Genomic DNA, 22,875 nt, shown 5'->3' with positions numbered 1-22,875 from the left:
GTGACCATGACCCGCAATGCCCCACACGTCGCGTCGCAACATCAGCATCAGACAGGCATCCTTCTCGTCCTTGCCGGCGCTGCGCTGTGGGGAACGATGGGTCCCGCAGTGGCAAAGATGAGCGCGCTATCGCCTGTCTCGATGGTCGATGTCTCAGGAGTGCGACTGCTCGTCGGAGGCTTGCTCATGTTCGCGGTTGCAGGCGCCACCGGAGATCTCCGGCGACTACGCCTGACGGGGCGCGCGTGCTCGTACATCTTCGCCACCGGATGCCTGGCCGCCACATTCGCGGCGGCGTACTTCGTGGCAGTGCAACGCATCGGCGTGGCCACAGCGACCGTCATCACGCTTGGAGCGGCTCCGAGCTTCGTGGTACTCGTCTCTGCGTGCCAGCGCCGCCGCTTGCCCAGGCCGGCTGAGGCGTGCGCACTTGCGCTTGCGGGCGCTGGGCTGCTGCTGGTGACTGACGTGACCGCCAGCTCGCCCGCCCCTGGCGGGGAAGCCACGGTGGGTATCGTCGCGGCGGTCGCTTCTGGCATCGCGTTCGGTACGACCACCGTGCTCAATCGTCAGCGAATCCCTGGACTGACGTCGATCAATCTCATCGCAACCTCTTTCACTGTAGGCGGCACGCTGACGACGCTAGTCATCATCGCCTCGGGGCGGCGCTGGCCGGCGATCGATGCCACTGGAGAAGGATGGGCGTGGTTTGCCTGGGTAGTGATCGGCCCAACGGTGTTGGGTTACATCCTCTTCTTCGGCGGACTTCAGTCGGGTCTGCCGTCCACCACCGTGTCGCTATTGACGCTCGTTGAGATTGTCGTCGCCACTGGTATCGCTGTGGTGCTGCTTGGCGAGCAGATGACGTTCCTCAAGACCATCGGGATGGTCGCCATAGTCGCCGCAGCCGCGGTCAGCCACCCCGCTCCCCCACGTCGGGACGCGTCGATCATCGGGGTGCCACACGGCTAGTCCTGCGCCCTGGATGCGGTTGCACGTGGACGATCCGTCGTCCACGAACTCTCGGTGTCACCGAGCCGCAACGCTGCTTCCTTCGGTCAACGTTGACTACAGCCACTCAGCTCGGCCATTGCGGATCAGGTAGCGCGAGTCACATGCTCGCCTGCTGACATCGCTCACCGCAGGACTCAGCGAAACGGTGCCGTCGAAGCGAAGAACCCAGTCGTTCGGACCTAGAGGTGTCACAACCTGGGCGCCGCATCCGCAGAGGCAAAGGTGGACTGCCGTCCGGTGCTCCATTGCTACATACAAGGTGTCTTCTCGCAGCCGTCCCGGTACGGACTGGACGAAGATGGTGGTCAGCAGCGTGGTTTCCATACCGAACTCCCGCAAATTGATGCCGAGTGAAGACTTAGCGATGCATCGAGGCGCCCTTGACGACCTTGTCGATGGCGTTCTTGGGACCGAGGAGGGCAATGCCAACGAGGTCGAGATCGGCAGCAGCCACTTCTGCCACCGCCGCGCGGTTGGCCTCATCGTGCCCCGTTGCGAAGAGCTCGCGGGTGTACACAGCGATCGGAATCTCGCGACTCATCGCCTTCGAGCGTGCCGCCGCGAGGGTCTGGGAACTGGCTGACATGACCATCACGGGCTGCCGCAGCATGGGGAGGTACTTGTTGCTGTCCGCATCGACATACGGCTCCCCAACAAGGTCCGGTTGGCTGGTGGCGATTCCACTCATGAGGAAGGCAGTCACGTTGAGCTCCTGCCAGGCCATCAGGTCGTCGACCAGGACAACAACCACCTTGGTGTCGAAGCGGACAGGTGCGATGCCATCTGCGGTGTAGGAGGTGTCCATAGGTGTAGTGACTCCGTGTCAGGTTTCGGGGCTGGAGTGGCTGGGGCGCATGCCGGGACGGCGACCGCTGAAGGTTGACGGCCAGTCTGCTCGTTACCTACGACTGGGCGGCAAGGGCCTCGCGGCAGTCCGGACACGGCGTCGGCACCCCGAGCGGGAACCTGAGCATCCAGAACACCTTCCAACCGATGGTGTTGACACCGCAGGCGGTCATTAGTTCGCCGTCCTTGCGGATGTGCGCCAGACCCCATGGCGTCTGCGAACCCCACGGTGGCTCTTCGTGAGGCGCCACCACCAGCCAGGTCTCCGGCGTGGTCTCGCCTCGTCGCATCATCTGCATCATCTGTATCTCCTCAGACGCCGCGGAAGCGGTTGATCGCGGTCTCGTGCTGGGCGCGCATCTCGTGGTCGCGGACGCCGAGACCCTCCTCGGGGGCGAGGCAGAGCACGCCGACCTTGCCCTGGTGGGCGTTCTGGTGGACGTCGAGCGAGGCCTGGCCGACCTCGTCCAGCGTGTAGGTCCGCGACAGGGTCGGGTGGATCTTGCCCTTGGCGATGAGGCGGTTGGCCTCCCACGACTCGCGGTAGTTGGCGAAGTGGCTGGAGATGATCCGCTTGAGGTTCATCCACAGGTAGCGGTTGTCGTACTCGTGCATGTAGCCCGAGGTCGACGCGCAGGTGGTGATGGTGCCGCCCTTGCGGGTGACGAACACCGAGGCGCCGAACGTCTCCCGGCCCGGGTGCTCGAAGACGATGTCGATGTCCTCGCCGCCGGTGAGCTCGCGGATGCGGGCGCCGAAGCGCTTCCACTCGCGCGGGTCCTGCTCGGTGCCCTCGTCGTTCCAGAACTTGTAGCCCTCCTCCGAGCGGTTGATGATCAGCTCGGCGCCCATGCTGCGGGCGATCTGGGCCTTCTCCTCGTTGGAGACCACGCACACCGGGGTGGCGCCGCCGTTGAGGGCGTACTGCGTCGCGAAGCCGCCGAGGCCGCCGGAGGCGCCCCAGATCAGGACGTTGTCGCCCTGCTTCATGTCGCCGCCGTTCTTGCTGACCAGCTGGCGGTACGCCGTGCAGTTCACGAGGCCGGGGGAGGCGGCCTCCTCCCAGGTGAGGTGCTCGGGCTTCGGCATCAGCTGGTTGGCCTTGACCATCGCCACGTCGGCCAGGCCGCCGAAGTTCGTCTCGAAGCCCCAGATCCGCTGCTCGGTGTCGAGCATCGTGTCGTTGTGGCCGTCGGGGCCCTCGAGCTCGACGGACAGGCAGTGCGCGACCACGCGGTCACCCGGCTTCCAGCGGGTGACGCCCGGCCCGGTCTTCAGCACCACGCCGGACAGGTCGGAGCCGACCACGTGGTACGGCAGGTCGTGACGCTTGGTCAGCTCACTGTTGCGGCCGTAGCGCTCCAGGAACCCGAAGGTCGAGACCGGCTCGAAGATCGAGGTCCACACGGTGTTGTAGTTGATCGCCGAGGCCATCACCGCGACGAAGGCCTCACCGGGACCCAGCTCGGGCAGCGGCACCTCCTCGACGTGGAGCGACTTGCGCGGGTCCTTCTCCTTGGCCGCGAGGCCCTCGAACATGTCGACCTCGTCCTTCTTCACGAAGGCGGCGCGGTAGGACTCGGGGAGCTCCAGGGAGGCGAAGTCCTCCGAGGTGGCGTTCCCGGACTGGATGGCTTCGAGGATGTTCTGCACGGGGTGACTCCTGGATTTGATGGTTCGCGCGAGTGCATCGCCGAGCCAGTTCCTGAGGTGGGTTAGAGGGCAGCGACGATGTCTTCGACGCGGTCCTTGGCGTCGCCGAACAGCATGGATGCGTTGTCGCGGAAGAAGAGGGGGTTCTGGACGCCGGCGTACCCAGTCGACATGGAGCGCTTGAAGACCACGACGTCCTTGGCGTTCCAGACCTCGAGGACCGGCATCCCGGCAATCGGCGAGGTGGGGTCCTCGGCGGCCGCTGGGTTGACGGTGTCGTTCGCACCGATGACCAGCACGACGTCGGTGTCAGGAAAGTCGCCGTTGACCTCATCCATCTCCAGGACGATGTCGTAAGGCACCTTCGCCTCGGCCAGCAGCACATTCATGTGTCCGGGCAGGCGGCCGGCGACGGGATGGATGCCGAAGCGCACGTCGACGCCTTGGGCGCGCAACTTCGCTGTCATGTCAGCGACGGGGTGCTGCGCTTGGGCAACGGCCATCCCGTAGCCAGGTGTGATGACGACTGATCTTGCATTGCTGAGCAGTTCCGCGACCCGTTCTGCGTCTGTCTCTCGGTGCTCTCCGTAGTCAGTTGTTGTCGAGGCGGGCGCCTCGATGCCGAACCCGCCGGCGATGACGGAGATGAAGGAGCGGTTCATGGCCTTGCACATGATGTAGCTCAGGTACGCACCCGACGATCCCACGAGTGCGCCGGTGACGATGAGGAGGTCGTTGCCGAGCAGGAAGCCGGATGCCGCTGCAGCCCAGCCCGAGTAGGAGTTGAGCATCGACACGACGACGGGCATGTCTCCCCCACCGATGGAGGCGACCAAGTGCCAGCCCAGCATGAGCGCGACGACCGTTACGGCGCCGAGAAGCGCGTCGGCCGATCGGTCGTGGTGAGCGTCGGTGAGGACGTAGAGCACCGTGAACACGGTGAACAAGACGAGCGCGCCGAGATTGATGAGGTTCTTTCCGGGCAGGGTCAGGGGGCGGGACTTCATCCGCGCCGAGAGCTTCAGGTTGGCCACGATGGAGCCGGTGAAGGTGACCGCTCCGATGAAGATGCCGATAGCGACCTCGGCTTCATGGATGTTGACCAGTTGGGCGATATCGCTCGCGGTGCCACCCTCGAGGTGCGGGCCGTTGATGTGCCCGTTCCAGCCGATCAGGACGGCTGCCAAGCCGACGAAGGAGTGTAGGGCTGCGATCAGCTCGGGCATTCCGGTCATCTCTACGACGCGCGCCCGCCACAGGCCGACCAGACCGCCGACGACGACGGCGACCAGCATGAGGCCGATGGGTAGCCAGCCCTGCTGCAACCCGCTCGCCCGGTGCACCACGAGGCTTGTGGTCGCCGCAAGTGCGACGGTGATGCCGATGATGCCGTAGTTGAGTCCGGCCTTGGCGGACTCGTGCTTCGACAGACCAGCCAGTGACAGGATGAAGAGCAGCGAGGCGACGATGTAAGCCGCCACGGTGATCGAGATGACGTCCATGATCAGGCTCCCTTGTTGAACATGGCGAGCATTCGGCGTGTGACGGCGAAGCCTCCGACGATGTTGATGGAGGCAAGAAGAACCGCAAGCGTGGCCAGCGACCGAACCGGTGCGTCGTCGCTGGGGATCTGCAGCATCGCGCCGACGACCACGACGCCTGAGATGGCGTTGGTGACCGACATCAGCGGGGTATGGAGCGCGTGGGCGACCTTGCCGATCACGTAGTAGCCGATGACGACCGAGAGCATGAGAACGGTGAGGTGTCGCGGGATTGGATCCGGAGCTGTCGCGGTCAGGAATCCGAACGCAGTGATGGCCGCAAGGGTCAGGCCTACCTTGGCGGCGGGTGATGTGGACGAGCGGTGCTTGGCCGGCTCGCGCACAACTGGCGGTACGTCCGAGTGCGTCTGGTTCGGGGTGGCGGAGACGCTGACCGGGGGCGGGGGCCAGGTCAACTCGCCACCACGAACAACGGTGATGCCGCGCTGCACGACGTCGTCGAAGTCCAGCACGAGCACACCGTCCTTGGCGGGGGTGAGCAGCTTCATCAGGTTGACCAGGTTCTGGCCGTAGAGCTGCGAGGCCTGCGCAGGAAGCCTGCCGGGCAGGTCGGTGTATCCGAGGATCGTGACGCCGTTGCTGGTGACCACCCTCTCGTTCGGCACAGTGAGGGCTGCATTGCCACCGTTTGCGGCTGCCAGGTCGACGATCACAGACCCGTTCGCCATCGAGCGAATCGTCTCCGCAGTGAGGAGCTGGGGGGCTGGTTGGCCGGGGATCAGAGCTGTGGTGATGACGATGTCAGCTTGGCGGGCCTCGTCGTCGTACATCGTGGCGGTGGCTGCCTGCTGCTCGGCTGTCATCTGGGAGGCGTAGCCGTCGGTGGACTCCTGGGCTTGGAAGTCGACCGTCACGAACTGGGCGCCCATGGACTCGACCTGTTCGGCTACCTCGGGGCGCACGTCGAACGCGCGCACGATTGCGCCCATCGCAGTTGCGGCCCCTACCGCGGCCAGCCCAGCGACGCCGGCGCCGACCACGAAGACCCGTGCCGGCGGGATCTTGCCGGCCGCAGTGACCTGGCCGGTGAACATGCGCCCGAACTCGTGAGCTGCCTCGACCACTGCGCGGTAGCCGGCGATGTTGGCCATGCTGGAGAGGACGTCCAGGGACTGGGCCCTGGAGATCCGTGGAACGGCGTCCATCGCGAGTGCTGTGATCGGTCGGGCAGCCAGATCAGCAACGAGTACGTCATCCAGGCGTGCGTTGAGGATGGCGACGAGCGTCGTGCCTGGTCTCAATCGGTCACGTTGTTCGAGGGTGGGGGCGTTGACCCCGAACACGATCTCTGCTTCCAGCGGGTCACCGATGCGGGCGCCCTGCTCTTCGTAGGCGAGGTCTACGAATCCGGAAGCGGTGCCAGCGCCGGCTTGGACGACGACGTCGTATCCGAGACTGCCGAACTGGGAGACAGTCGACGGTGTTGCCGCGACGCGCGTCTCCCCCCTCCGAGCTTCTCGGAGAATTCCAATGCGCATGTGTGCCTCGCTTCCCTGCAGGCGGCGGTCACCGTGAGCGTCAATTCGCGCTGCGCGTGCGGTGACTTCGGACTCGTTGATGCGGCACCGTACACGTTTTCTGGACCGATCGGTACATGAAAACCCATGTGACGCCACTCACGCCCACCCCGGCGGTTCGGGAACCAGCAATTTCGTTGTACAGTTTAGTGGACCGATCAGTACATATAACTCTATGGTGGAGGCGTCTCCAGCGAGACGCCGTAAGACAAAGCCGATCAAGGACAGTGCCGATGACGAGTGGAGAACGCCCTCTCGAGGGGAAGACCATCTGGGTGACCGGGGCCGGGAGGGGCCTGGGACGAGCGATCGCGTCGGGCCTGGTCAACGACGGCGCCACGGTCGTTGCGACCGCCCGCTCCGCTGAGACCCTTCACTCCCTCGCTGCAGAGCACGGCGACCACAAGGTGATCGTTGCGCCCGGCTCGGTCGCCGATGAGGCCGAGGTCGATGAGATCCTCGCGACCAGCGGAATCCTCTCCGCTGGTCGCCTTGACGGCTTGGTCAACTGCGCAGGCATCAGTCCGTCCTTTGCCCGTAGCGAGGCGCTCGAGGTTGAAACGTTCCGACAGATTCTCGAGACCAACACGATCGGGACGTTCATCTGCGCGCAAGCAGCCGGCCGAGTGATGCTCAGCCAGCCTGAGCCAGGCTCGATCGTGAACGTGAGCTCGGTCCATGCCCGCGTCGGCTTCCCACGCATCGCCGCCTACGCAGCCAGCAAGGGGGCGGTCGACGCGCTGACCACCACACTGGCTGTCGAGTGGGCGGATCGTGGGGTGCGTGTCAACACCCTCGCACCCGGCTACTACGACACCGACCTGAGCCACGGTCTTCTAGAGAGCGCTTGGGGAGACGACATCGTGCGACGAACGCCGATGGGACGCACGGGCGAACCACATGAGCTGGCTGGAGCCGTCACGTTCCTGCTCAGCGACGCATCGAGCTATGTGACAGGAACGACCCTGTCCGTGGATGGAGGTTGGCAGGCATGGTGACCAGCACCGAGTACGACGACGCGGCCGTGGAGATCGCCGGCCCCAGTGCGTCAGACCTGATCGAGATGTACCGACGGATGAGGTTGATCCGCGAGTTCGAGGACCGCACGTCCACCCTCTACAAGGCCACGGAGGTCCCTGGCTTCGTCCACTTGTCCATCGGGCAGGAGGCCTCCGCGGTCGGCGCCTGCTGGCATCTGCGCGATGACGACGTGATCACCTCCAACCACCGCGGTCACGGACATTGCCTGGCCAAGGGCCTGGACCCGGTGCCGATGATGGCCGAGCTCATGGGCAAGGAGTCGGGAACCTGCAAGGGCCGAGGCGGCTCCATGCACATCGCCGACCCCACGCGCGGCATCTTCGGCGCCAACGGCATCGTGGGAGCCGGGATGCCGATCGCCGTTGGCGCCGGCACCGCTGCCCAACTGAAGGGCACCGACAGCGTGACTGTCTCGTTCTTCGGTGACGGCGCAGTCGCGCAGGGCATGTTCCACGAGTCCGCGAACCTGGCAGCGGTCTGGCAGCTCCCGGTGATCTTCCTCTGCGAGAACAACCACTACTCCGAGTTCTCGCACGCCGATGACCAGCACCCCGTCTCGCTATCCGAGCGGGCCTCGGCCTACGGCATGCCGTACGTGCACGTCGACGGCAACGACGTCGAGAAGGTCGCCGCGGCCATGAGCAAGGTCATTGCCCAGGTCCGATCAGGATCGGGGCCGGTCATCCTCGAGGCCGAGACCTACCGATGGCACGGCCACTACGAGGGCGACCCTGAGCGCTACCGCACACCAGAGGAGCTGTCCCAGTGGAAGGAGCGCGATCCTCTCGTGATCACCGCGGAGCGACTGGTCTCCCTCGGCACCTCGCAGCACGACCTCGACGCAATCAACGACCAGATCCGCGGTCAGATCGATGAGGCGGTCGAGTTTGCCCGCTCCGCACCCGACCCGGCTCCAGAGTCCCTCCACGACTACGTCACCGCTCCCCGCCTCGAGATCGCAGAGCCCCCCGAGCCGCGGGGCGAGACGTTCAAGACCATGAACGCCATCCGGGAAGCCATCACCTACGAGATGGACAACGACCCCACCGTGTTCATGGCCGGCATCGACGTCGCTCAGGGCAACGTGTTCGGCCTCTTCCGCGACATGCCCGACCTCTACCCCGGACGCGTTCGTGACACCCCCATCTCGGAGACCGCCGTCATCGGCACCGCCGTGGGCGCCGCGATGGCCGGCATGCGACCCATCGTCGAGATCATGTACATGGACTTCATCGGCGTCTGCCTCGACGGCCTGATGAACCAGGCAGCGAAGCTCGGGTTCATGACGGGGGGTGCGGTGGAGATGCCCCTCGTGGTTCGGACCCAGTTCGGCGCGGGACGCTCCTCGGGCAGCCAGCACTCGCAAAGCCTCGAGGCGATCTTGGCCCACATCCCCGGGCTCACGGTCGTGATGCCTTCCAACCCTGCCGACGCCTACGGCCTGATGCGTGCGGCCATCCGCGATCCCAACCCGGTCGTCTTCGTCGAGAACCGGCTCCAGTACGGAATGAAGGGCCCCCGGCCCGAGCCCGACCACATCATTCCCCTCGGCAAGGCGAAGATCGTCCGACCCGGAACCGACGTCACGTTGGTCAGTTGGTCGCGCATGCTCGCATCCACACTTGACGCCGCTTCAGCCCTCGAGGAGTCAGGCATCAGTGCGGAGGTGATCGACCTGCGCACCATCAGCCCCCTGGACCGAGCGACGATCCTTGAATCGATCTCTCGCACTCACCGCCTCGTGATCGCGCACGAAGCCGTCCAGGACTTCGGCGTGGGAGCGGAGATCGCAGCCCTGGCCGCGAATGAGGGCTTCTGGTACCTCGACGCACCGGTCGCTCGCGTCGCACCTCCCGCGATGCCGTCGCCGTACGCTCCGGCCCTGGAGCGGCTCTGGCTGCCTGGGAAGGACGCAATCGTGGAAACCGTGCGACGGGTGGTCACGACGTGACGGCTGCGAGAACCACCGCTCCCGGCTGGGCCGAGCAGCCTGCACCTCCCCCCCGCTCGCTCTCCCGACCAGTCGCGACCCCTGCCGCGCGTGCACTCATGCGAGATGCGGGCATCGGCCTGGAGTCCGTGCTGAAGGGTTCCGATCGGCCCGATGTCGTCAGACTGGCGACCATCGAGGGGCACATCAGCAAAGCTGAGCAGCAGGCTGCTCCCTCTAGCACAGGACGTCGCGAACCTGCCCAGGCCAGCCAGACTCCGCCGGCACGTCATACCGAGGTACTCAGCCCCCGCGGCGAGAGGAACATGACCATTGCGGGCGGCGGCGAGCCGGCCCGTGAACTCGCAGTCTCGCTCCGCGTTCGTGCCCAGCTACCACCGGACACGACACCGGAACGGCGACTGGCCCGGGCGGCGCTGGCCGCGGCCCGCGTGCTCCGGCACATCGATCCTGCTCCATGCCACGTGCGCTTCAGGATTCCCTCGCTTGCAGGCGCGCACCGCGACGTTGTGATCGAGGCCATCGAGGACCTCACGGATGACGCCGTTGCCGAGCGCCTACGCCAGCACAAGACGATGGATTCTGTCGATCGGGCAGAGGTGAGGCTGGAACTCGTGGACCTCACCGACCTGGAGGTCGAGGAGGTCGCCCTCGCTCCCAGCCGACATCCGGTCATCGCGCTGGGAGCACCGGTCGCACGACTCTCCCCCACTGCTTCGGGATCGCTCACCGTGGCCGTGCTCGACACCGTCAAGCTGACTTTGGCGCCCGGGGACGGCACCACATTGGAGACCTCTGCCGCCCTGCTTCGGTCGGCCAGGGAATCGATCAGCAGGGAGATGCACGATGACCAGTCATGACCCCGTTGAGGAACGCGACGAGCCTGTGCAGGCGCAGGCTGGACGGCATGTCCTCGTACAGGTGGACTCCGCAACAGGCGTCGCCACCATCCAGCTCAACCGTCCGCCGATGAACCCCTTCGACGACGACATGCGCGACGCCCTGATCCACGCGGTCCGAGACGTCGCGGACGACGACTCGATCCGGGTGTGCTTGGTCCACGGCGGCGAGAACTTTGCCGCCGGCGCCGACATCAAGGCTCTCGCCGCCATGGGATACGAGCAGATCTCATCGTGGAACGCCCGGCTTCACGGAGCGTTCACCGCCGTTGCCGAGTTGCCGATGCCGGTCGTAGCCGCCATCGAGGGTTACGCCCTGGGCGGTGGTCTGGAACTGGCCCTGGCAGCGGACATCCGCATCGGTGCCCGAGACTGCAGCGTTGGCCTCCCCGAGGTCAAGCTCGGCATCCTGCCCGGATCGGGTGGTACGCAGCGGCTCACCCAGATCGTCGGGCGCAGCACGGCCAAGCTGCTCATCATGTCGGGGCGGCGGCTAGCGGCCCAGGAGGCTCACAGCCTGGGTTTGCTCGATGAAGTCACCGAGCCCGGCCAGTCCTTTGCGCGCGCGCTCGAACTAGCTCATGAGATCGCGCAATCACCCTCTTACGCGATTCGCGCCATCAAGGCATGCGTCGACGCCGCCGCCCCTCTCGCTCCCTCGGGCTTCGCCCTCGAGCGCGCGCTCCTTGCCGGAATGTTCGCCACTGAGGATCGCTCCACGGCAATGTCTGTGTTCCTCAACCGACGCCGGACGTCTTGAACGCTCTGGCTCGATCTCGCCCCTAGAATCGGACATCCACGCTCGCTACCCCGCCGAGGAGGCCCCAATTGCCCCGCCCACCTGGTCACGGGCCGGAGTTCGACTCCCGGCGCGAGCAGATCATCGATCAGGCCGCAGCGCTGTTCGCGACGCGCGGGTACGCCGCCACCGGGACAGCTGACTTGTGTCGCGAGGTCGGGCTCGGCAAAGGTGCGTTCTACCACTACATCGACTCCAAGGAGACGCTGCTCGTCGAGATCCAGAACCGCGTGCTCGGGCCGCTCCTGGAGGAGGCGGAACGTCTCGCCCTGCTGGATCAGCCCGCCCTGGTGCGCCTTCGGTTGCTGTCTCAGCACCTGCTGGACGTCATCTTCAGCAGGCTCGAGCACATCTGGGTCTACGAGCACGACTACCGGCATCTCTCCAAGGAGAACCGGCAGCGGGTGCTGGAGCAACGACACCAGTTCGAGCGCCAGGTCACCGCGTTCCTGCAAGACGCGATCACGAGCGGCCAGATCGAGGACGCTGACGCCCGACTGCTGATGTTGCAGTTCCTCAACATGCACAACCACACCTACCAGTGGGCCCGCCCCGGGTCCGAGCTCGACCCTGACACGTTGTCGGCCACCTACTTCGCCACCCTCATGGGCGGCTTCGGCGCCAAGCCGACTGCGATCCGCCGGGCCGAATCGGCCGCCAGACAGGTCCTGGTCTCCGAGCGGATCGCATAGATGCATCACTTCGCAAGAAGGTGACGATGATGTCCGGATCTGTCGACGTTCGGCGACCACCGTCATCCTCCCGGACCAGCAAGTCGGCTCCGGGCCGCTGTTCTGTGCGTAATGCCCGGCCTATTTCGCGAGTGCCTCGTCGGCCGCGTGGAGGTAGTAGAAGTCGTGGCGCTTGAACGCTGAGCGTCTCTCGCCGACGGCAACCGACGCCTTGCCGAGCGTTCCCCCGATGGCCGGGATCGAGGCAGCCACCCCGGACGCGAGCTTGCCAAGGTCGGTGAGCTGATCCATTCCGACAAAGAGGCCGGAGGCAAGCGTCAGGTAGGCGGCAGTGTCGAGCCTTGCCTGCTTGCTCAGCTCATGGACCAGGCCATGTTCGATGAGCCCGGTCGACAAGTCATCGAGAGCAGGTGCGACCGACGCCTCCCACTCGGCCTGAACAGCAGCGTCCAACTCCGTCACCGGAATGCCTGGGATCGTCTTAGACAAGCGCACGACTGCCGCACGGTACCGAGTCAACGGCATGCTCAAGTCGGAACGGAGCTCCAGCAACTCCTCGACACTCGCCCCCTCGAACGTCGGAAGCTTGGCCACCAGGCCGGCACCCATCGCCGCCTTGCCGAGCAGCAGTCGTCCAGCGCTAGAGATGCCGACGACCCCCTCGCGAACCATCGCATCGACAAACGATGCCGTCTCCTGGTCGAACAGCAAGTGGGTTCGCGCATCCGACAGGCGCTTCACGATGCCGTCCATCCAAGCCTTCACCTCGGCGTCACTGCCCGTGGACTTGCCGACGACCGCACGAAGTGTGTCGGCGCGGCGCAACCCGAGATCGGCGACCGTGACCACCCGCGCGTCGATAGCCGGCCGGAGGTCCCACAATCCCGTGTTCCTGGCCATCTTCTCACTCGAATCGACGAGCATCTTCCCGGCCTTCGACCTGAACTCACGCACCGACTCCAGGTCCTCTCGCCACTCGAGAGGTAAAGGCTGCCCCTTGCGCTCGGCACGTTCGATGTAGGCGACTGCTGTCCTGATCTCCGGTGTGATCCGCACCTCGTCGCTCACGATCTCTGTGAGCTCGATGAGTTCGGCAAGCGTGGGCGAGGAGGCCGCCGGAGCCATCCCAGTCGCGTACACCAGGCTCGCTGCTAGGCCCAGCAGTTCCACCTCGTCGGCGTAGAGCAGCGCGCTCTTGACCAGAGTCACGTCGCCCCGCATCGTTGGCGCCCCTCCAGCCCGGTTCTGCGGCGAAGTCACCACAGCCATCCGCAAAGGAGGGCCCGGGGCCTCGGTCACCGTGGGCTTGGTGCGTCGTCGGACCTGAGGCTTCCCATCGTGCTTTCGCTGGTGTCGTCGAGTCACATGGCCAAGCCTTACCGTGCCGCCGCAGCCGCGCTCGCGACACGCCGCTCGCGATGGGCGGGCGCACCACACCCGACAGCAGGCACGTCGTCATCCAGGCCGTATGTCGCAGCTCACGAATCTCAAGACGTCCAGATCCGGCACGACTGATGCGCCCTGTCGGCGGCCAAACAGAGTGAGAAAGCACACCCAGAAGGAAGTTCTTTCACCCGCTACTGGACGTACGAGCTCGCGTGAGTGATGATTGGACCGATCAGTCCACTAAACGCGGGAGAGCAGAATGCAGGCACTGCGCTGGCACGGGAACGGCGACCTCCGTCTCGAGGAGACGCCCAAGCCCACCGCGGAGCGACCCGACGATGTGGTGATCGAGGTCGAAGTGTGTGGCATCTGCGGGACCGACGTTCACGAGTACGTCCACGGTCCGCAGATGATCCGCACCGCCGAGCACCCGCTCACCGGCGCGCGGCCCCCCATCACCTTGGGTCACGAGTTCGCCGGCTACGTCTCATCCGTCGGCAGTCACGTCGACGACCTCGAGATCGGACAGCTCGTGACCGTCGACCCCTGCCTGCGCTGCGGCGACTGCGCTGCCTGCCAGCGAGGTGACTACCACATCTGTGCCCAGGGCGGGTCGATCGGCCTCGCTGCCGACGGGGGGCTTGCGGACTTCGTGGTGGTCCCCCGAGTGAACGTGATTGCCGTCCCCGACGGCGTCCCGGCCGTGTGGGCTGCTGTCGCGGAACCACTCGCGGTCGGACTGCACGCCGCTCGACGCGCCGGCGTTGGAGCGGGTGACACCGTGCTCATCACCGGCGCCGGCCCCATCGGGATCGCCTCACTCCTCGGCGCCATCAGCTTGGGCGCGGGCGCCGTGTTCGTCAGTGAGCCGTCCGCCGCACGAGCCCAGCTCGCGCTGCACGTGGGGGCAACCGAGGTCTTCGACCCGCTGACGGTGGATGTGCGTCGCGAGGTGTTTCTTCGGTCGGGCCGTGTCGGACCCGACCGTGCCATCGAGGCGACCGGGCGGCCCGAAGCGTTCGAGCTCGGACTGACCTCCTTGCGTCGCGGAGGACGCCTGAGCATCGCCGGCATCACCGATTCCGCGCTCACATTCCCGCTGCGACAGCTGGTTCTGTACGAGCGCGAGGTCGTCGGCTCGCTCGGGTACAACCGCGATATCGAGCGGGTGCTCCAGCTGATGGCGACCGGCCGACTCGATCCGGGCCCGTTCGTCAAAACGGTACGACCCCTCTCGCAGGCACCAGACACCTTCGCGAACCTCTCCGCCGGGCCCGCCGACGAGCTCAAGATTCTTCTCTCACCCGCAAAGGACATCTGACATGGACTTCACCTTCGACGACGAGCACGTCGAGCTGCGCGACCTGTGCCGCACCTTCGCCGCCAAGGAGATCGCCCCGTACGCGGCTGAGTGGTCAGAGCAGCACGTCTTTCCGACCAAGATCTTCAAGCAGCTCGGTGAACTCGGGCTGATGGGCATGCTGGTCAATGCCAAGTACGGCGGAGCCGACGCCGGCTATGTCGCCTACGTCGTCGCGATGCAGGAGCTCGGCGGCGCCGACCAGTCCGTGGCCTGCAGCTGGAACGCCCACTCGACAATCGCATCCCTGCCCTTGGCGCGGTTCGGCACCGACGAGCAAAAGGAGCGGTGGCTGCGGCCGCTGGCCGAGGGCACGCACATCGGGGCGTTCGGGCTGACCGAGCCCACCGCTGGCTCGGATGCGTCAGGTATCCGCACGCGAGCCCGTCGCGACGCCGGCGGCTGGCTGATCAACGGCAACAAAATGTTCATCACGAACGCAGGTACTGACATGAGCCTGGGCGTGACGATCCTGGCCGTGACGAGCGAACCCGGTGAGCCCAAGCGTTTCGGCACGTTCTTCATCCCCAAGGACACCGAGGGGTACTCCATGGGCGCTCCGCTGCAGAAGCTCGGCTGGAACGCCAGCGACACTCGCGAGCTCGTCTTCGAGGACTGCTGGATTCCCGACGACCACCTGATCGGCGATGAGGGAAACGGCCTGCGCCAGTTCTTGGAGGTCCTCGATCCCGGACGTATCAGCGTCGCAGCGCTGAGCCTGTCCCTTGCCGATGCCGCGCTCAGGCTCGCAGTTCGCCACGCCACCGATCGTGAGCAGTTCGGCCGTCCCATCCATCAGTTCCAAGCCGTCAGCCACAAGATCGCCGACATGGCGACCGAGGTGGAAGCGGCTCGCTGGATGGTGTTCCGCGCGGCGTGGTTGGCCGACGTCGGGCTGCCGTTCGGCCAGGCCGCGGCGATGGCCAAGCTGTACGCCTCCGAGGTCGCCAACCGCGCTGCGAGCGCCAGCCTGCAGGTGCACGGCGGCTATGGATGGATGAGGGAGTCGGAGATCTCGCGGTTCTACTCCGACGCGAAGATCCTGGAGATCGGCGAAGGAACCAACGAGATCCAGCGAACCGTCATCGCTCGCTCGGTCATGGGCTCCTAGGCACCGCACGACACCAGCCCGTGCCCAACCCTGCCTCAGAGGACAGCCATGCCCCGTTCAGTGGCCGAACTGGTAAACCTGCTGGATCTCGAAGTCATCGAGGACAACCTGTTCCGAGGTCGCCAACCTGACACCGACGTCCAGCGCGTCTTCGGCGGGCAGGTCGCCGCTCATGCCCTCGTGGCGGCCACCCGCACGGCACCTCCGGGCTTCGACGTGCACTCGTTCCACGCCTACTTCCTGCGCCCGGGTGACCCCTCCGTCCCGATCGTCTATGACGTCGAGACGTTGCGTAGCGGTCGATCGTTTGCGACACGCCGCGTGCTGGCGCGCCAGCACGGTCGGCCCATCTTTGTGACCGCAGCCAACTTCCAGGTCCCGGAGGGCGGATACGAACATCACGAACTGCTTCCCGAGGGGGTGCCCGAACCCGAGGCCTGTCCCGCCCTCGTGCATGGCCCACCAGATCCTGACGCCGTGTCGGCCGCCATCACCCGCGCGTGGGAACGAGAGTGGGCCGCCTTTGACGTCCGCGACGCCGGTTCATCGGCTCCCGGCGGAGGCCTGGCTGACCGCGAGGTGCCGGCTCGCTCGCGGCTGTGGATTCGCGTCAACGGTCGGCTCCCAGACGACCAGCTGCAGCATCTCGCTGCGTTCACCTACGCATCGGACATGCCGCTGCTAGCAGCAACGATGTTGCCCCACGGCCCGTTCCTCGGCAACACCAACCTGCAAGCCGCATCGTTGGACCACACCATCTGGTTTCACCGCCGGTTCCGTGCCGACGAGTGGTGGCTGTACGACCAGCGCTCGCCCTCGGCCTCAGGAGGCCGCGGCTTGGCTTTCGCACGCGTGTTCACTGCTGACGGGCGGCTTGTCGCATCAGTGGCGCAAGAGGGTCTCATCCGACCCCACGCATCGACGGCGTTCGATGGAGCCAACCCGGCCTAAAGGCTGCGTACCCGCCGCGCAGCCCGGTCCTGGTGGAGATCAGAAGACCATCACGCTGCGCAGCACCGTCTCGGAGTCAGGTCCAGCGTGCATCTTGTCGAAGGCCGCCTCGATGTCGCCGATGCCGATCTCCTCGCTGACGAAGGCGTCCAGGTCGAGCCGGCCCTGCTGGTAGAGGTCGACCAGCATCGGGAAGTCGCGCGACGGCAGGCAGTCGCCGTACCACGACGACTTCAGCGAGCCGCCCCGCCCGAAGACGTCGATGAGCGGGATGTCGGGGACCTTCATGTCCGGGGTCGGTACGCCGACGAGGACCACCGTTCCGGCCAGGTCGCGGGCGTAGAACGCCTGCTTCCACGTCTCGGGCCGGCCGACCGCGTCGATCACCACGTCGGCTCCGCCCTCGTGACCGGTCCCGTCCGGCGGAGGCGTCAGCGCGCGGATCGCCTCGACCGCGTCGACCTCGGACGAGTTGACCGTGTGCGTCGCCCCCATCGAGCGTGCGAGCTCGAGCTTCCGGTCGTCGATGTCCACCGCGATGATCCGCGCCGCTCCGGCGAGCGCAGACCCGGCGATCGCTGCCGCACCGACACCGCCGCAGCCGATCACGGCCACGGTCGAGCCGCGCCCGACGTTGCCGGTGTTGATCGCAGCGCCCAGCCCGGCCATCACGCCACAGCCGAGCAGGCCGACGGCGGCGGCGCGCGCCGAGGGGTCGACCTTCGTGCACTGACCGGCGGCCACGAGCGTCTTCTCCGCGAAGGCGCCGATCCCCAGCGCCGGCGAGAGCTCGGTGCCTGCCAGATCGCCCTCAGCCAGCGTCATCCTCTGGGTCGCGTTGTGGGTCGCGAAGCAGTACCACGGCTCACCGCGGTCGCACGCGCGGCAGCTCCCGCAGACCGCGCGCCAGTTCAGCACCACGAAGTCGCCCGGCTCCAGCCCGGTGACCTCAGGGCCGACCGCCTCGACGACCCCGGCCGCCTCGTGGCCGAGCAGGAACGGGAAGTCGTCGTTGATCCCGCCCTCGCGGTAGTGCAGGTCGGTGTGGCACACCCCGCAGGCCTGCACCCGCACGACGGCCTCGCCCGGGCCGGGGTCGGGGACGTTGATCGTGACCACCTCGACCGGTGCACCCTTCGCGAGCGCGACCACGGCCTTGACCTGCTGGATCAAATGGTTGCTCCTTTGGGTGCGGTACGGCGGCCTCTGAGGACTAACGAGGGCGCGATCACAGCGTTCAGAAGATGCTGCTCATGTCTTGGTGGCAAGCACCTGAGCGTGTGACCAGGTACACGGACTTGACCTAGGCCCGACGGCCATCACGCGGGCAGGTCCGCAAGAAGCAACTCCAGTGCAGAGCTCAGCGCCCGCACGCCTTCAATGCAGTCGGCGTCCTCGGCGAATTCCCGCGGACTGTGGCTGACTCCCGTGGGGTTGCGTACAAACAGCATTGCGCTCGGGACGCCGGCCACAGACAAGATGCCGGCATCGTGACCTGCCTGCGTCGGCAGTATGGGTGCTGCCGTGCTACCCGCTGGGTGCTTGCCGATGGTCTGAGCGAGCCGTCGTGCTAGGTCGCGCGGAAAGTCGACTGCATCGGCGACTGACTCGGCCACGAACTCGACAGACGTGCCGTCGCCCAGGCTGCGCAGGGTCGCTTTGCTCCAAATGGCATCCACGAGCGAACCGAGCGTGGCCTGGTCGACACAACGCGCGTCCAACCACGCTGTGACGCTGGACGGGATAGCGTTCGTGCCGTTTGGAGTGACCTCGACACGTCCAAAGGTGGCGCGTTGGCCCATACGTCGAGCCTCGCGGTTTGCAGCTAATGCTGTCGCGGCGAACGTCAGCATGGGATCAGACCTGTCTCGCATACGGGTTGTCCCGGCATGGTTTGCTTCCCCACGAAAGTCGAACCTGTACCGACCGTGCGGCCAGATCGCGGAGGCAACGCCTACCGCCACGCCCCTGTCCACGAGATGGCGGCCCTGCTCGACGTGGAGTTCCAGGAACACCCCGATGCGTCGAACCCGCTCGATGTCCGGGCCGATGCGACGGACGTCGATCCCGGCCCCATCAAACGCCTCGCCGAGACGAGTGCCATTGCGGTCGGTCAACGCGATGGCGTTCCTCGGATCGACTGCGCCAGTCAGCAGCCGAGAGCCGAGGCACGCCAGGCCGAACCGCGCACCCTCCTCCTCGACAAAGTTGACGATCGCGAATGGGCGCCGACGCGTCACACCACGGCGCCTCAGGTCGTCCACTGCCAGGAAGGCCGCCACGATCCCGAGCGGACCATCGTATGCGCCTCCGTCGGGGACGCTGTCGAGATGGCTCCCGGTGACGACCGCGTCGTCACCGGGAGCCCCCCACCACGCCCACTGGTTCCCGTTGCCGTCGACCTCGACGTCCATGCCGCGCGCCTCGGCGTGGCTCACGAACCACTCACGCAGCTCTTCGTCCTGCTGTGTCAGCAGCTGACGTGTGTAGCCGCCGGTACGTTGGCTCCTGCCGATTGGGGCGAGCTCAGCCCACAGTCCCCGGAACATCGACAGCTCGCCTGCCTGTGTGGTCATCGTTCCTTCCTCACTGCCCTGGTGAGATGTGCTGAGGACCTAGATCAGGCCCTTCTCCTCAAGCCACTCCTTCGCGACAACGGCGGAGTCGGTCTTGTCGATCTGCACCCGGGCGTTGAGTTCCGTCAACGTCTCGGTGTCCAGGGCAGCGGAGATCTCGTCGAGAACGTCCTGGGCCTCCTTGGGAACCGAGTCCGTGTTCACGAGCGGCGTCACGTTCTGCACACCGAATACGTTCTCCGGGTCGGTCAGCGCGACGAATCCACGGTCCTCGATCTCGGGGGTGGTGGAGTAGAGGATGGCCGCACCTACATCGCCGTTGGCGAGTGCGGTGATCGTCAGCGGACCTGCGGCGTCTAGCGGCCGGAAGCTCTTGAACGTGAGGCCGTAGACCTCCTTCAGACCCACCAGGCCCTGGTAGCGCTCCTTGTCCTCGGGCGCGCCGCCGAAGACCGTCGAGCCTGCGATGGAGTCCAAGTCGGCAATCGTCTCGAGCCCGTTCGCGTCGGCCGTCTTCTGGGTGACTGCGACGGTGTTCTTGTCCTCGGCCGGCGACGGCTCGAGGATCTTCATGTCCTCCGGCAGCAGCTCGGCCACGGCAGCACCGACGGTCTCTGTCGTGGTGGACTTGTCCTTGACGTCGAGGTACGACAGCAGCGCGCCGTTGTATTCAGGCAACACGTCAATGGAACCGTCCTCCATCGCTCCGAAGAGGATCTCGCGGCTGCCGACGTTGAGCTTGGTCTCGACGTCGAAGCCGGAGTCCTCCAAGGCGATCGCGTACATCTGTGCGAGGAGCTCGTTCTCCAAGAAGTTGGCCGATCCCACGATGATCGTGTCCTCGTCCGCGCTGCTCGCGGACAAGGGGTCACCGTCGCCCGAGCCACATGCGGTCAGGCTAGAGACGGTCAGCGCGGTCACCAGCAGGGCGAGCGGGGTGCGTAGGTTGCTACGAGTGAACATGTTGTGCCTTTCGGGATGAGGACTGACGTGTTGCGGCGCAATCGAGCTTCAGCACTTCAGATGCGACTGGGCGAATCAGCAACGACGAGCGAGGTGACCGGCGAGGAGGCGCCTCGACGGACCCGATGCGCCGCCCGGCCGTCGACCCCGGGGGACACGAGCATCCGCTGCAGCAAACCGAGTACGACGTCGAGGAGCACGGCGAGCAGTGCGAGGACGACCGCCCCAGCAAGCACTCGCGGGTAGTCACGAAGCGCGAGGCCGTCGAACAGAAATCGACCGAGACCTCCCATCCCGCAATACGCAGCAATCGTGGCCGTGGAGACGACCTGCAGTGTGGCGTTGCGGACGCCGCCGATCACGATCGGCAGCGCGTTGGGCAGCTCGACGCTCAGGAGCACTTGGCGCTCGGTCATACCGACGCCGCGCGCTGCGTCTACCACCGTCGGCGACACAGCCCGCACCGCAGCGAAGGCCGAGGTCATCATCGGAGGGACAGCAAGAATGACCAGCGCAATCGTCACGGGCGCCACACCGAGACCGACGATCGACAGCGCGAGCATCACCACACCAAGGGTGGGCAGGGCTCGCCCAGCGTTGCCGAGGCTAATCACCAAGAAGGCTCCGCGCCCGGTGTGCCCGATCCATAGCCCCAACGGCACGGCAACGACCAGGGCGATACTCATCGCTAGCGCGGTGTAGCCGAGGTGCTCGGCGATCCGGTGCGGGAAGCCGTCGGGGTCCCCCCACGCCCAGTGGTTTCCGGTCGTCAGGTAGTCGAGGTCGATGGACTTCATCGGCTTGCTCCCGCACGTACCCATGGGGTGGACAGTCTCTGGGCGAGAACGATGAGGACATCCGCGAGGAAGGCCAACATCACTGACAGCACGAGGCCGATGACGATGGGCGGCGGGTAGAAGCCGAGCTGGAAGCCCCGCGTGAAGAGCTGACCCAACCCGCCGATTCCGACGAGCGCCGCGATGCTGACCATGCTGACGTTGGCGACCGTGGCCACCCGGATCCCTGCCCACATGACGGGGAGTGCCAGCGGGAGCTGCACTGTCAGCCACTGGCGAAACGACCGATAGCCCATCGCCGATGCTGCCTGCAGGACCTGCTCGTCGACGGAGCCGAAAGCGTCAGCGGTCGTCCTCGCCAAGAGCGCCAAGCTGTAGGCCGTCAGCGCAATGATGACGTTGAGCGGGTCGAGCACACTCGTGCCGATGATTCCCGGGAGGATGAGCAGCAGGGCAAGAGACGGGATCGTGTAGACGACGCTGCCGAGGGTCAACAGGGCGTGCCGCGCGACCCCGAAGCGGTCGATCATCCAGCCCAGCGGGAGGGCAAGCACCACTGCGATCACCACTGGGACCAACGCCAGTCGAGCGTGCTGGAGCAGCGCTTCGGTGATGATGTCGTGGTTGATGCGGACATATTCGGCGGTGTCCGAGACCAGGCTCATCAGCGCTCAACCGCCATGCGTGTGGCGCTGCCCACTTGGCGGCATCGGATGTGGGCAGAGAGGTCCGCGCCTGACACAAGTCCGTCAGCCCTGCCGTCAGCATCCACGCGCACGGCAGCACCCGAAGCCGAAAGAATGCTGAGGTCAGCCACTGCGCGGAGGCTGTCGTTGGACGTGAAGGTGCCGTCGACCGGGAACCTCCCCGCCGGGCCTGACCATGCAACCGGCCTGCCGTCTGCGTCGACCTCGAGAGCGAGGTCCTCGATGACCTCGTCCACTGGACGAATAGCCAACTCCAGTGCGGTGCCGAACGACAGGCCTCGGTAACCACGGTCACGTCCCACGAACTCGGCGACGAAGCCGTCGGTCGGACGCGCCAGAAGTTCTTCCGGCACGTCGAACTGGGCCAGCCGCCCACCGGTAGCGAAGACCGCGACCTGGTCTCCGAGCTTGATGGCCTCGTCGATGTCGTGGGTCACCATCACGATCGTCTTGCCGAGCTCGCCCTGGAGTCGCAGCAGTTCTTGCTGGAGACCATCGCGGACCACCGGGTCGACAGCAGAAAACGGCTCGTCCATGAGAAGGACGGGTGGATCCGCGGCGAGCGCTCGGGCCACGCCCACACGCTGCTGCTGTCCGCCGGACAACTGGACGGGATAGCGGTCCCCCATGGCTGCGGACAACCCAACCAGTTCCAGCAGCTCATAGGCCCGAGCACGCGCCACCTTGCGGGAGACACCTGTCAGGACGGGCACGGTTGCGACGTTGTCGACGACGCTCCGGTGGGGGAAGAGTCCCGCGTGCTGGATGACGTAACCGATGGACCGACGCAGGACGGCGCGCGGCTGAGCCGTTACGTCCTCGCCGTCGATCGAGATCGTGCCCTCGGTAGGGTCGATCATCCGGTTGATCATTCGCAATGACGTGGTCTTTCCGCAACCCGACGGTCCGACGAGCACGGTGATCTGTCGACTGGGAAGCGTCATGGTCAGTCCGTCGACGGCGAGTGTGCCGTCAGGGTACTTCTTGCTGATTCCGCTGAACTGGATCGCCATGGGGGGACCTCTCGTTGCGCATCTCACGCCGTCGAGC

Annotated in this window: 22 protein-coding genes; 9 read left to right on the top strand and 13 right to left on the bottom strand. The window is 66.0% G+C overall.

The features are described from left to right. Window positions 1–6: 6 nt before the first annotated feature. Window positions 7–972 carry a DMT family transporter gene (locus ACE3QY_RS10740; protein WP_374456019.1) on the top strand — a complete coding sequence of 322 codons (966 nt, stop codon included), beginning with the start codon at window positions 7–9 and terminating at the stop codon, window positions 970–972. Between the two features lie 96 nt (window positions 973–1,068). Here ACE3QY_RS10740 and ACE3QY_RS10735 read toward each other — a convergent pair whose 3' ends face one another. From ACE3QY_RS10735 to ACE3QY_RS10710, 6 genes are all read right to left on the bottom strand, one after another. Then, on the bottom strand, window positions 1,069–1,260 hold the full coding sequence (locus ACE3QY_RS10735) for a DUF6527 family protein (protein ID WP_374456018.1): 192 nt from the start codon (window positions 1,258–1,260) through the stop codon (window positions 1,069–1,071). A 112-nt stretch (window positions 1,261–1,372) separates the two neighbouring features. Next, window positions 1,373–1,819, bottom strand: a complete 447-nt coding sequence (locus ACE3QY_RS10730) for a DUF2000 family protein (RefSeq protein ID WP_374456005.1) — start codon at window positions 1,817–1,819, stop codon at window positions 1,373–1,375. A 97-nt stretch (window positions 1,820–1,916) separates the two neighbouring features. Next, on the bottom strand, window positions 1,917–2,162 hold the full coding sequence (locus ACE3QY_RS10725) for a hypothetical protein (RefSeq protein WP_374456004.1): 246 nt from the start codon (window positions 2,160–2,162) through the stop codon (window positions 1,917–1,919). Window positions 2,163–2,172: 10 nt separating this feature from the next. Continuing rightward, window positions 2,173–3,513, bottom strand: a complete 1,341-nt coding sequence (ccrA, locus tag ACE3QY_RS10720; protein WP_374456003.1) for a crotonyl-CoA carboxylase/reductase — start codon at window positions 3,511–3,513, stop codon at window positions 2,173–2,175. 62 nt (window positions 3,514–3,575) lie between these two features. Then, window positions 3,576–5,015: a Re/Si-specific NAD(P)(+) transhydrogenase subunit beta gene (pntB, locus tag ACE3QY_RS10715; RefSeq protein WP_374456002.1), complete on the bottom strand. Its 1,440-nt coding sequence runs from the start codon at window positions 5,013–5,015 to the stop codon at window positions 3,576–3,578. 2 nt (window positions 5,016–5,017) lie between these two features. Further along, window positions 5,018–6,553, bottom strand: coding sequence for a Re/Si-specific NAD(P)(+) transhydrogenase subunit alpha (locus ACE3QY_RS10710; protein WP_374456001.1), 1,536 nt, complete (start codon window positions 6,551–6,553; stop codon window positions 5,018–5,020). Window positions 6,554–6,825: 272 nt separating this feature from the next. Between ACE3QY_RS10710 and ACE3QY_RS10705 the strand changes: the two genes are divergently transcribed. The 5 genes from ACE3QY_RS10705 to ACE3QY_RS10685 all read left to right on the top strand — a co-directional run bounded on the left by ACE3QY_RS10705 (window position 6,826) and on the right by ACE3QY_RS10685 (window position 11,974). Continuing rightward, the gene (locus ACE3QY_RS10705; RefSeq protein WP_374456000.1) at window positions 6,826–7,590 is read left to right on the top strand and encodes an SDR family NAD(P)-dependent oxidoreductase; all 765 of its coding nucleotides are present in this window, start codon (window positions 6,826–6,828) and stop codon (window positions 7,588–7,590) included. A 26-nt stretch (window positions 7,591–7,616) separates the two neighbouring features. Next, the gene (locus ACE3QY_RS10700) at window positions 7,617–9,584 is read left to right on the top strand and encodes a pyruvate dehydrogenase complex E1 component subunit beta (RefSeq protein ID WP_374455999.1); all 1,968 of its coding nucleotides are present in this window, start codon (window positions 7,617–7,619) and stop codon (window positions 9,582–9,584) included. A gap of 305 nt (window positions 9,585–9,889) precedes the next feature. Then, window positions 9,890–10,444, top strand: a complete 555-nt coding sequence (locus ACE3QY_RS10695) for a hypothetical protein (RefSeq protein WP_374455998.1) — start codon at window positions 9,890–9,892, stop codon at window positions 10,442–10,444. Next, window positions 10,431–11,243 carry an enoyl-CoA hydratase/isomerase family protein gene (locus tag ACE3QY_RS10690; RefSeq protein ID WP_374455997.1) on the top strand — a complete coding sequence of 271 codons (813 nt, stop codon included), beginning with the start codon at window positions 10,431–10,433 and terminating at the stop codon, window positions 11,241–11,243. Before ACE3QY_RS10695 ends, ACE3QY_RS10690 begins: the two co-directional genes overlap by 14 nt. Before the next feature lie 68 nt (window positions 11,244–11,311). Then, window positions 11,312–11,974, top strand: a complete 663-nt coding sequence (locus tag ACE3QY_RS10685; protein ID WP_374455996.1) for a TetR/AcrR family transcriptional regulator — start codon at window positions 11,312–11,314, stop codon at window positions 11,972–11,974. A gap of 120 nt (window positions 11,975–12,094) precedes the next feature. Here the strand turns inward: ACE3QY_RS10685 and ACE3QY_RS10680 are convergent, their stop codons facing one another. Further along, window positions 12,095–13,195 (bottom strand): hypothetical protein, encoded by a 1,101-nt coding sequence (locus tag ACE3QY_RS10680; protein WP_374455995.1) that lies wholly within the window; start codon window positions 13,193–13,195, stop codon window positions 12,095–12,097. 424 nt (window positions 13,196–13,619) lie between these two features. Between ACE3QY_RS10680 and ACE3QY_RS10675 the strand changes: the two genes are divergently transcribed. The 3 genes from ACE3QY_RS10675 to ACE3QY_RS10665 are packed head-to-tail and all read left to right on the top strand — an operon-like array spanning window position 13,620 to window position 16,782. Next, complete coding sequence (locus ACE3QY_RS10675) at window positions 13,620–14,681, top strand: alcohol dehydrogenase catalytic domain-containing protein (RefSeq protein WP_374455994.1); 1,062 nt, start codon at window positions 13,620–13,622, stop codon at window positions 14,679–14,681. Between the two features lies 1 nt (window position 14,682). After that, entirely contained in the window at window positions 14,683–15,831 is a 1,149-nt protein-coding gene (locus ACE3QY_RS10670) for an acyl-CoA dehydrogenase family protein (RefSeq protein WP_374455993.1), read from the top strand. 48 nt (window positions 15,832–15,879) lie between these two features. Further along, on the top strand, window positions 15,880–16,782 hold the full coding sequence (locus ACE3QY_RS10665) for an acyl-CoA thioesterase (RefSeq protein WP_374455992.1): 903 nt from the start codon (window positions 15,880–15,882) through the stop codon (window positions 16,780–16,782). A 39-nt stretch (window positions 16,783–16,821) separates the two neighbouring features. Here ACE3QY_RS10665 and ACE3QY_RS10660 read toward each other — a convergent pair whose 3' ends face one another. The 6 genes from ACE3QY_RS10660 to ACE3QY_RS10635 form a co-directional block, all read right to left on the bottom strand. After that, window positions 16,822–17,952, bottom strand: a complete 1,131-nt coding sequence (locus ACE3QY_RS10660; RefSeq protein WP_374456017.1) for an S-(hydroxymethyl)mycothiol dehydrogenase — start codon at window positions 17,950–17,952, stop codon at window positions 16,822–16,824. A 149-nt stretch (window positions 17,953–18,101) separates the two neighbouring features. Then, window positions 18,102–19,358, bottom strand: a complete 1,257-nt coding sequence (locus ACE3QY_RS10655; protein WP_374455991.1) for an allantoate amidohydrolase — start codon at window positions 19,356–19,358, stop codon at window positions 18,102–18,104. A gap of 39 nt (window positions 19,359–19,397) precedes the next feature. Beyond that, the gene (locus ACE3QY_RS10650; protein WP_374455990.1) at window positions 19,398–20,279 is read right to left on the bottom strand and encodes an ABC transporter substrate-binding protein; all 882 of its coding nucleotides are present in this window, start codon (window positions 20,277–20,279) and stop codon (window positions 19,398–19,400) included. Window positions 20,280–20,377: 98 nt separating this feature from the next. Beyond that, the gene (locus ACE3QY_RS10645; protein WP_374455989.1) at window positions 20,378–21,118 is read right to left on the bottom strand and encodes an ABC transporter permease; all 741 of its coding nucleotides are present in this window, start codon (window positions 21,116–21,118) and stop codon (window positions 20,378–20,380) included. Further along, entirely contained in the window at window positions 21,115–21,783 is a 669-nt protein-coding gene (locus ACE3QY_RS10640; protein ID WP_374455988.1) for an ABC transporter permease, read from the bottom strand. Before ACE3QY_RS10640 ends, ACE3QY_RS10645 begins: the two co-directional genes overlap by 4 nt. After that, complete coding sequence (locus ACE3QY_RS10635; protein ID WP_374455987.1) at window positions 21,783–22,838, bottom strand: ABC transporter ATP-binding protein; 1,056 nt, start codon at window positions 22,836–22,838, stop codon at window positions 21,783–21,785. The genes ACE3QY_RS10640 and ACE3QY_RS10635 overlap by 1 nt, the downstream gene beginning before the upstream one ends. Window positions 22,839–22,875 lie beyond the last annotated feature (37 nt).

This window comes from Nocardioides sp. (genome assembly GCF_041913365.1).
Classification (GTDB): Bacteria; Actinomycetota; Actinomycetes; order Propionibacteriales; family Nocardioidaceae; genus Nocardioides.
This window is presented reverse-complemented; position numbering and strand designations above follow the sequence as displayed.

What these genes read in the sequence shown, in the direction of transcription:
- ACE3QY_RS10740 (WP_374456019.1), top strand. Translation starts at nt 7, where the DNA reads ATGACCCGCAATGCCCCACACGTCGCGTCGCAACATCAGCATCAGACA.
- ACE3QY_RS10735 (WP_374456018.1), bottom strand. Translation starts at nt 1,260, where the DNA reads ATGGAGCACCGGACGGCAGTCCACCTTTGCCTCTGCGGATGCGGCGCC.
- ACE3QY_RS10730 (WP_374456005.1), bottom strand. Translation starts at nt 1,819, where the DNA reads ATGGACACCTCCTACACCGCAGATGGCATCGCACCTGTCCGCTTCGAC.
- ACE3QY_RS10725 (WP_374456004.1), bottom strand. Translation starts at nt 2,162, where the DNA reads ATGATGCAGATGATGCGACGAGGCGAGACCACGCCGGAGACCTGGCTG.
- pntB (WP_374456002.1), bottom strand. Translation starts at nt 5,015, where the DNA reads ATGGACGTCATCTCGATCACCGTGGCGGCTTACATCGTCGCCTCGCTG.
- ACE3QY_RS10710 (WP_374456001.1), bottom strand. Translation starts at nt 6,553, where the DNA reads ATGCGCATTGGAATTCTCCGAGAAGCTCGGAGGGGGGAGACGCGCGTC.
- ACE3QY_RS10705 (WP_374456000.1), top strand. Translation starts at nt 6,826, where the DNA reads ATGACGAGTGGAGAACGCCCTCTCGAGGGGAAGACCATCTGGGTGACC.
- ACE3QY_RS10695 (WP_374455998.1), top strand. Translation starts at nt 9,890, where the DNA reads ATGACCATTGCGGGCGGCGGCGAGCCGGCCCGTGAACTCGCAGTCTCG.
- ACE3QY_RS10690 (WP_374455997.1), top strand. Translation starts at nt 10,431, where the DNA reads ATGACCAGTCATGACCCCGTTGAGGAACGCGACGAGCCTGTGCAGGCG.
- ACE3QY_RS10680 (WP_374455995.1), bottom strand. Translation starts at nt 13,195, where the DNA reads ATGCGGGGCGACGTGACTCTGGTCAAGAGCGCGCTGCTCTACGCCGAC.
- ACE3QY_RS10675 (WP_374455994.1), top strand. Translation starts at nt 13,620, where the DNA reads ATGCAGGCACTGCGCTGGCACGGGAACGGCGACCTCCGTCTCGAGGAG.
- ACE3QY_RS10670 (WP_374455993.1), top strand. Translation starts at nt 14,683, where the DNA reads ATGGACTTCACCTTCGACGACGAGCACGTCGAGCTGCGCGACCTGTGC.
- ACE3QY_RS10665 (WP_374455992.1), top strand. Translation starts at nt 15,880, where the DNA reads ATGCCCCGTTCAGTGGCCGAACTGGTAAACCTGCTGGATCTCGAAGTC.
- ACE3QY_RS10655 (WP_374455991.1), bottom strand. Translation starts at nt 19,358, where the DNA reads ATGACCACACAGGCAGGCGAGCTGTCGATGTTCCGGGGACTGTGGGCT.
- ACE3QY_RS10645 (WP_374455989.1), bottom strand. Translation starts at nt 21,118, where the DNA reads ATGAAGTCCATCGACCTCGACTACCTGACGACCGGAAACCACTGGGCG.
- ACE3QY_RS10640 (WP_374455988.1), bottom strand. Translation starts at nt 21,783, where the DNA reads ATGAGCCTGGTCTCGGACACCGCCGAATATGTCCGCATCAACCACGAC.
- ACE3QY_RS10635 (WP_374455987.1), bottom strand. Translation starts at nt 22,838, where the DNA reads ATGGCGATCCAGTTCAGCGGAATCAGCAAGAAGTACCCTGACGGCACA.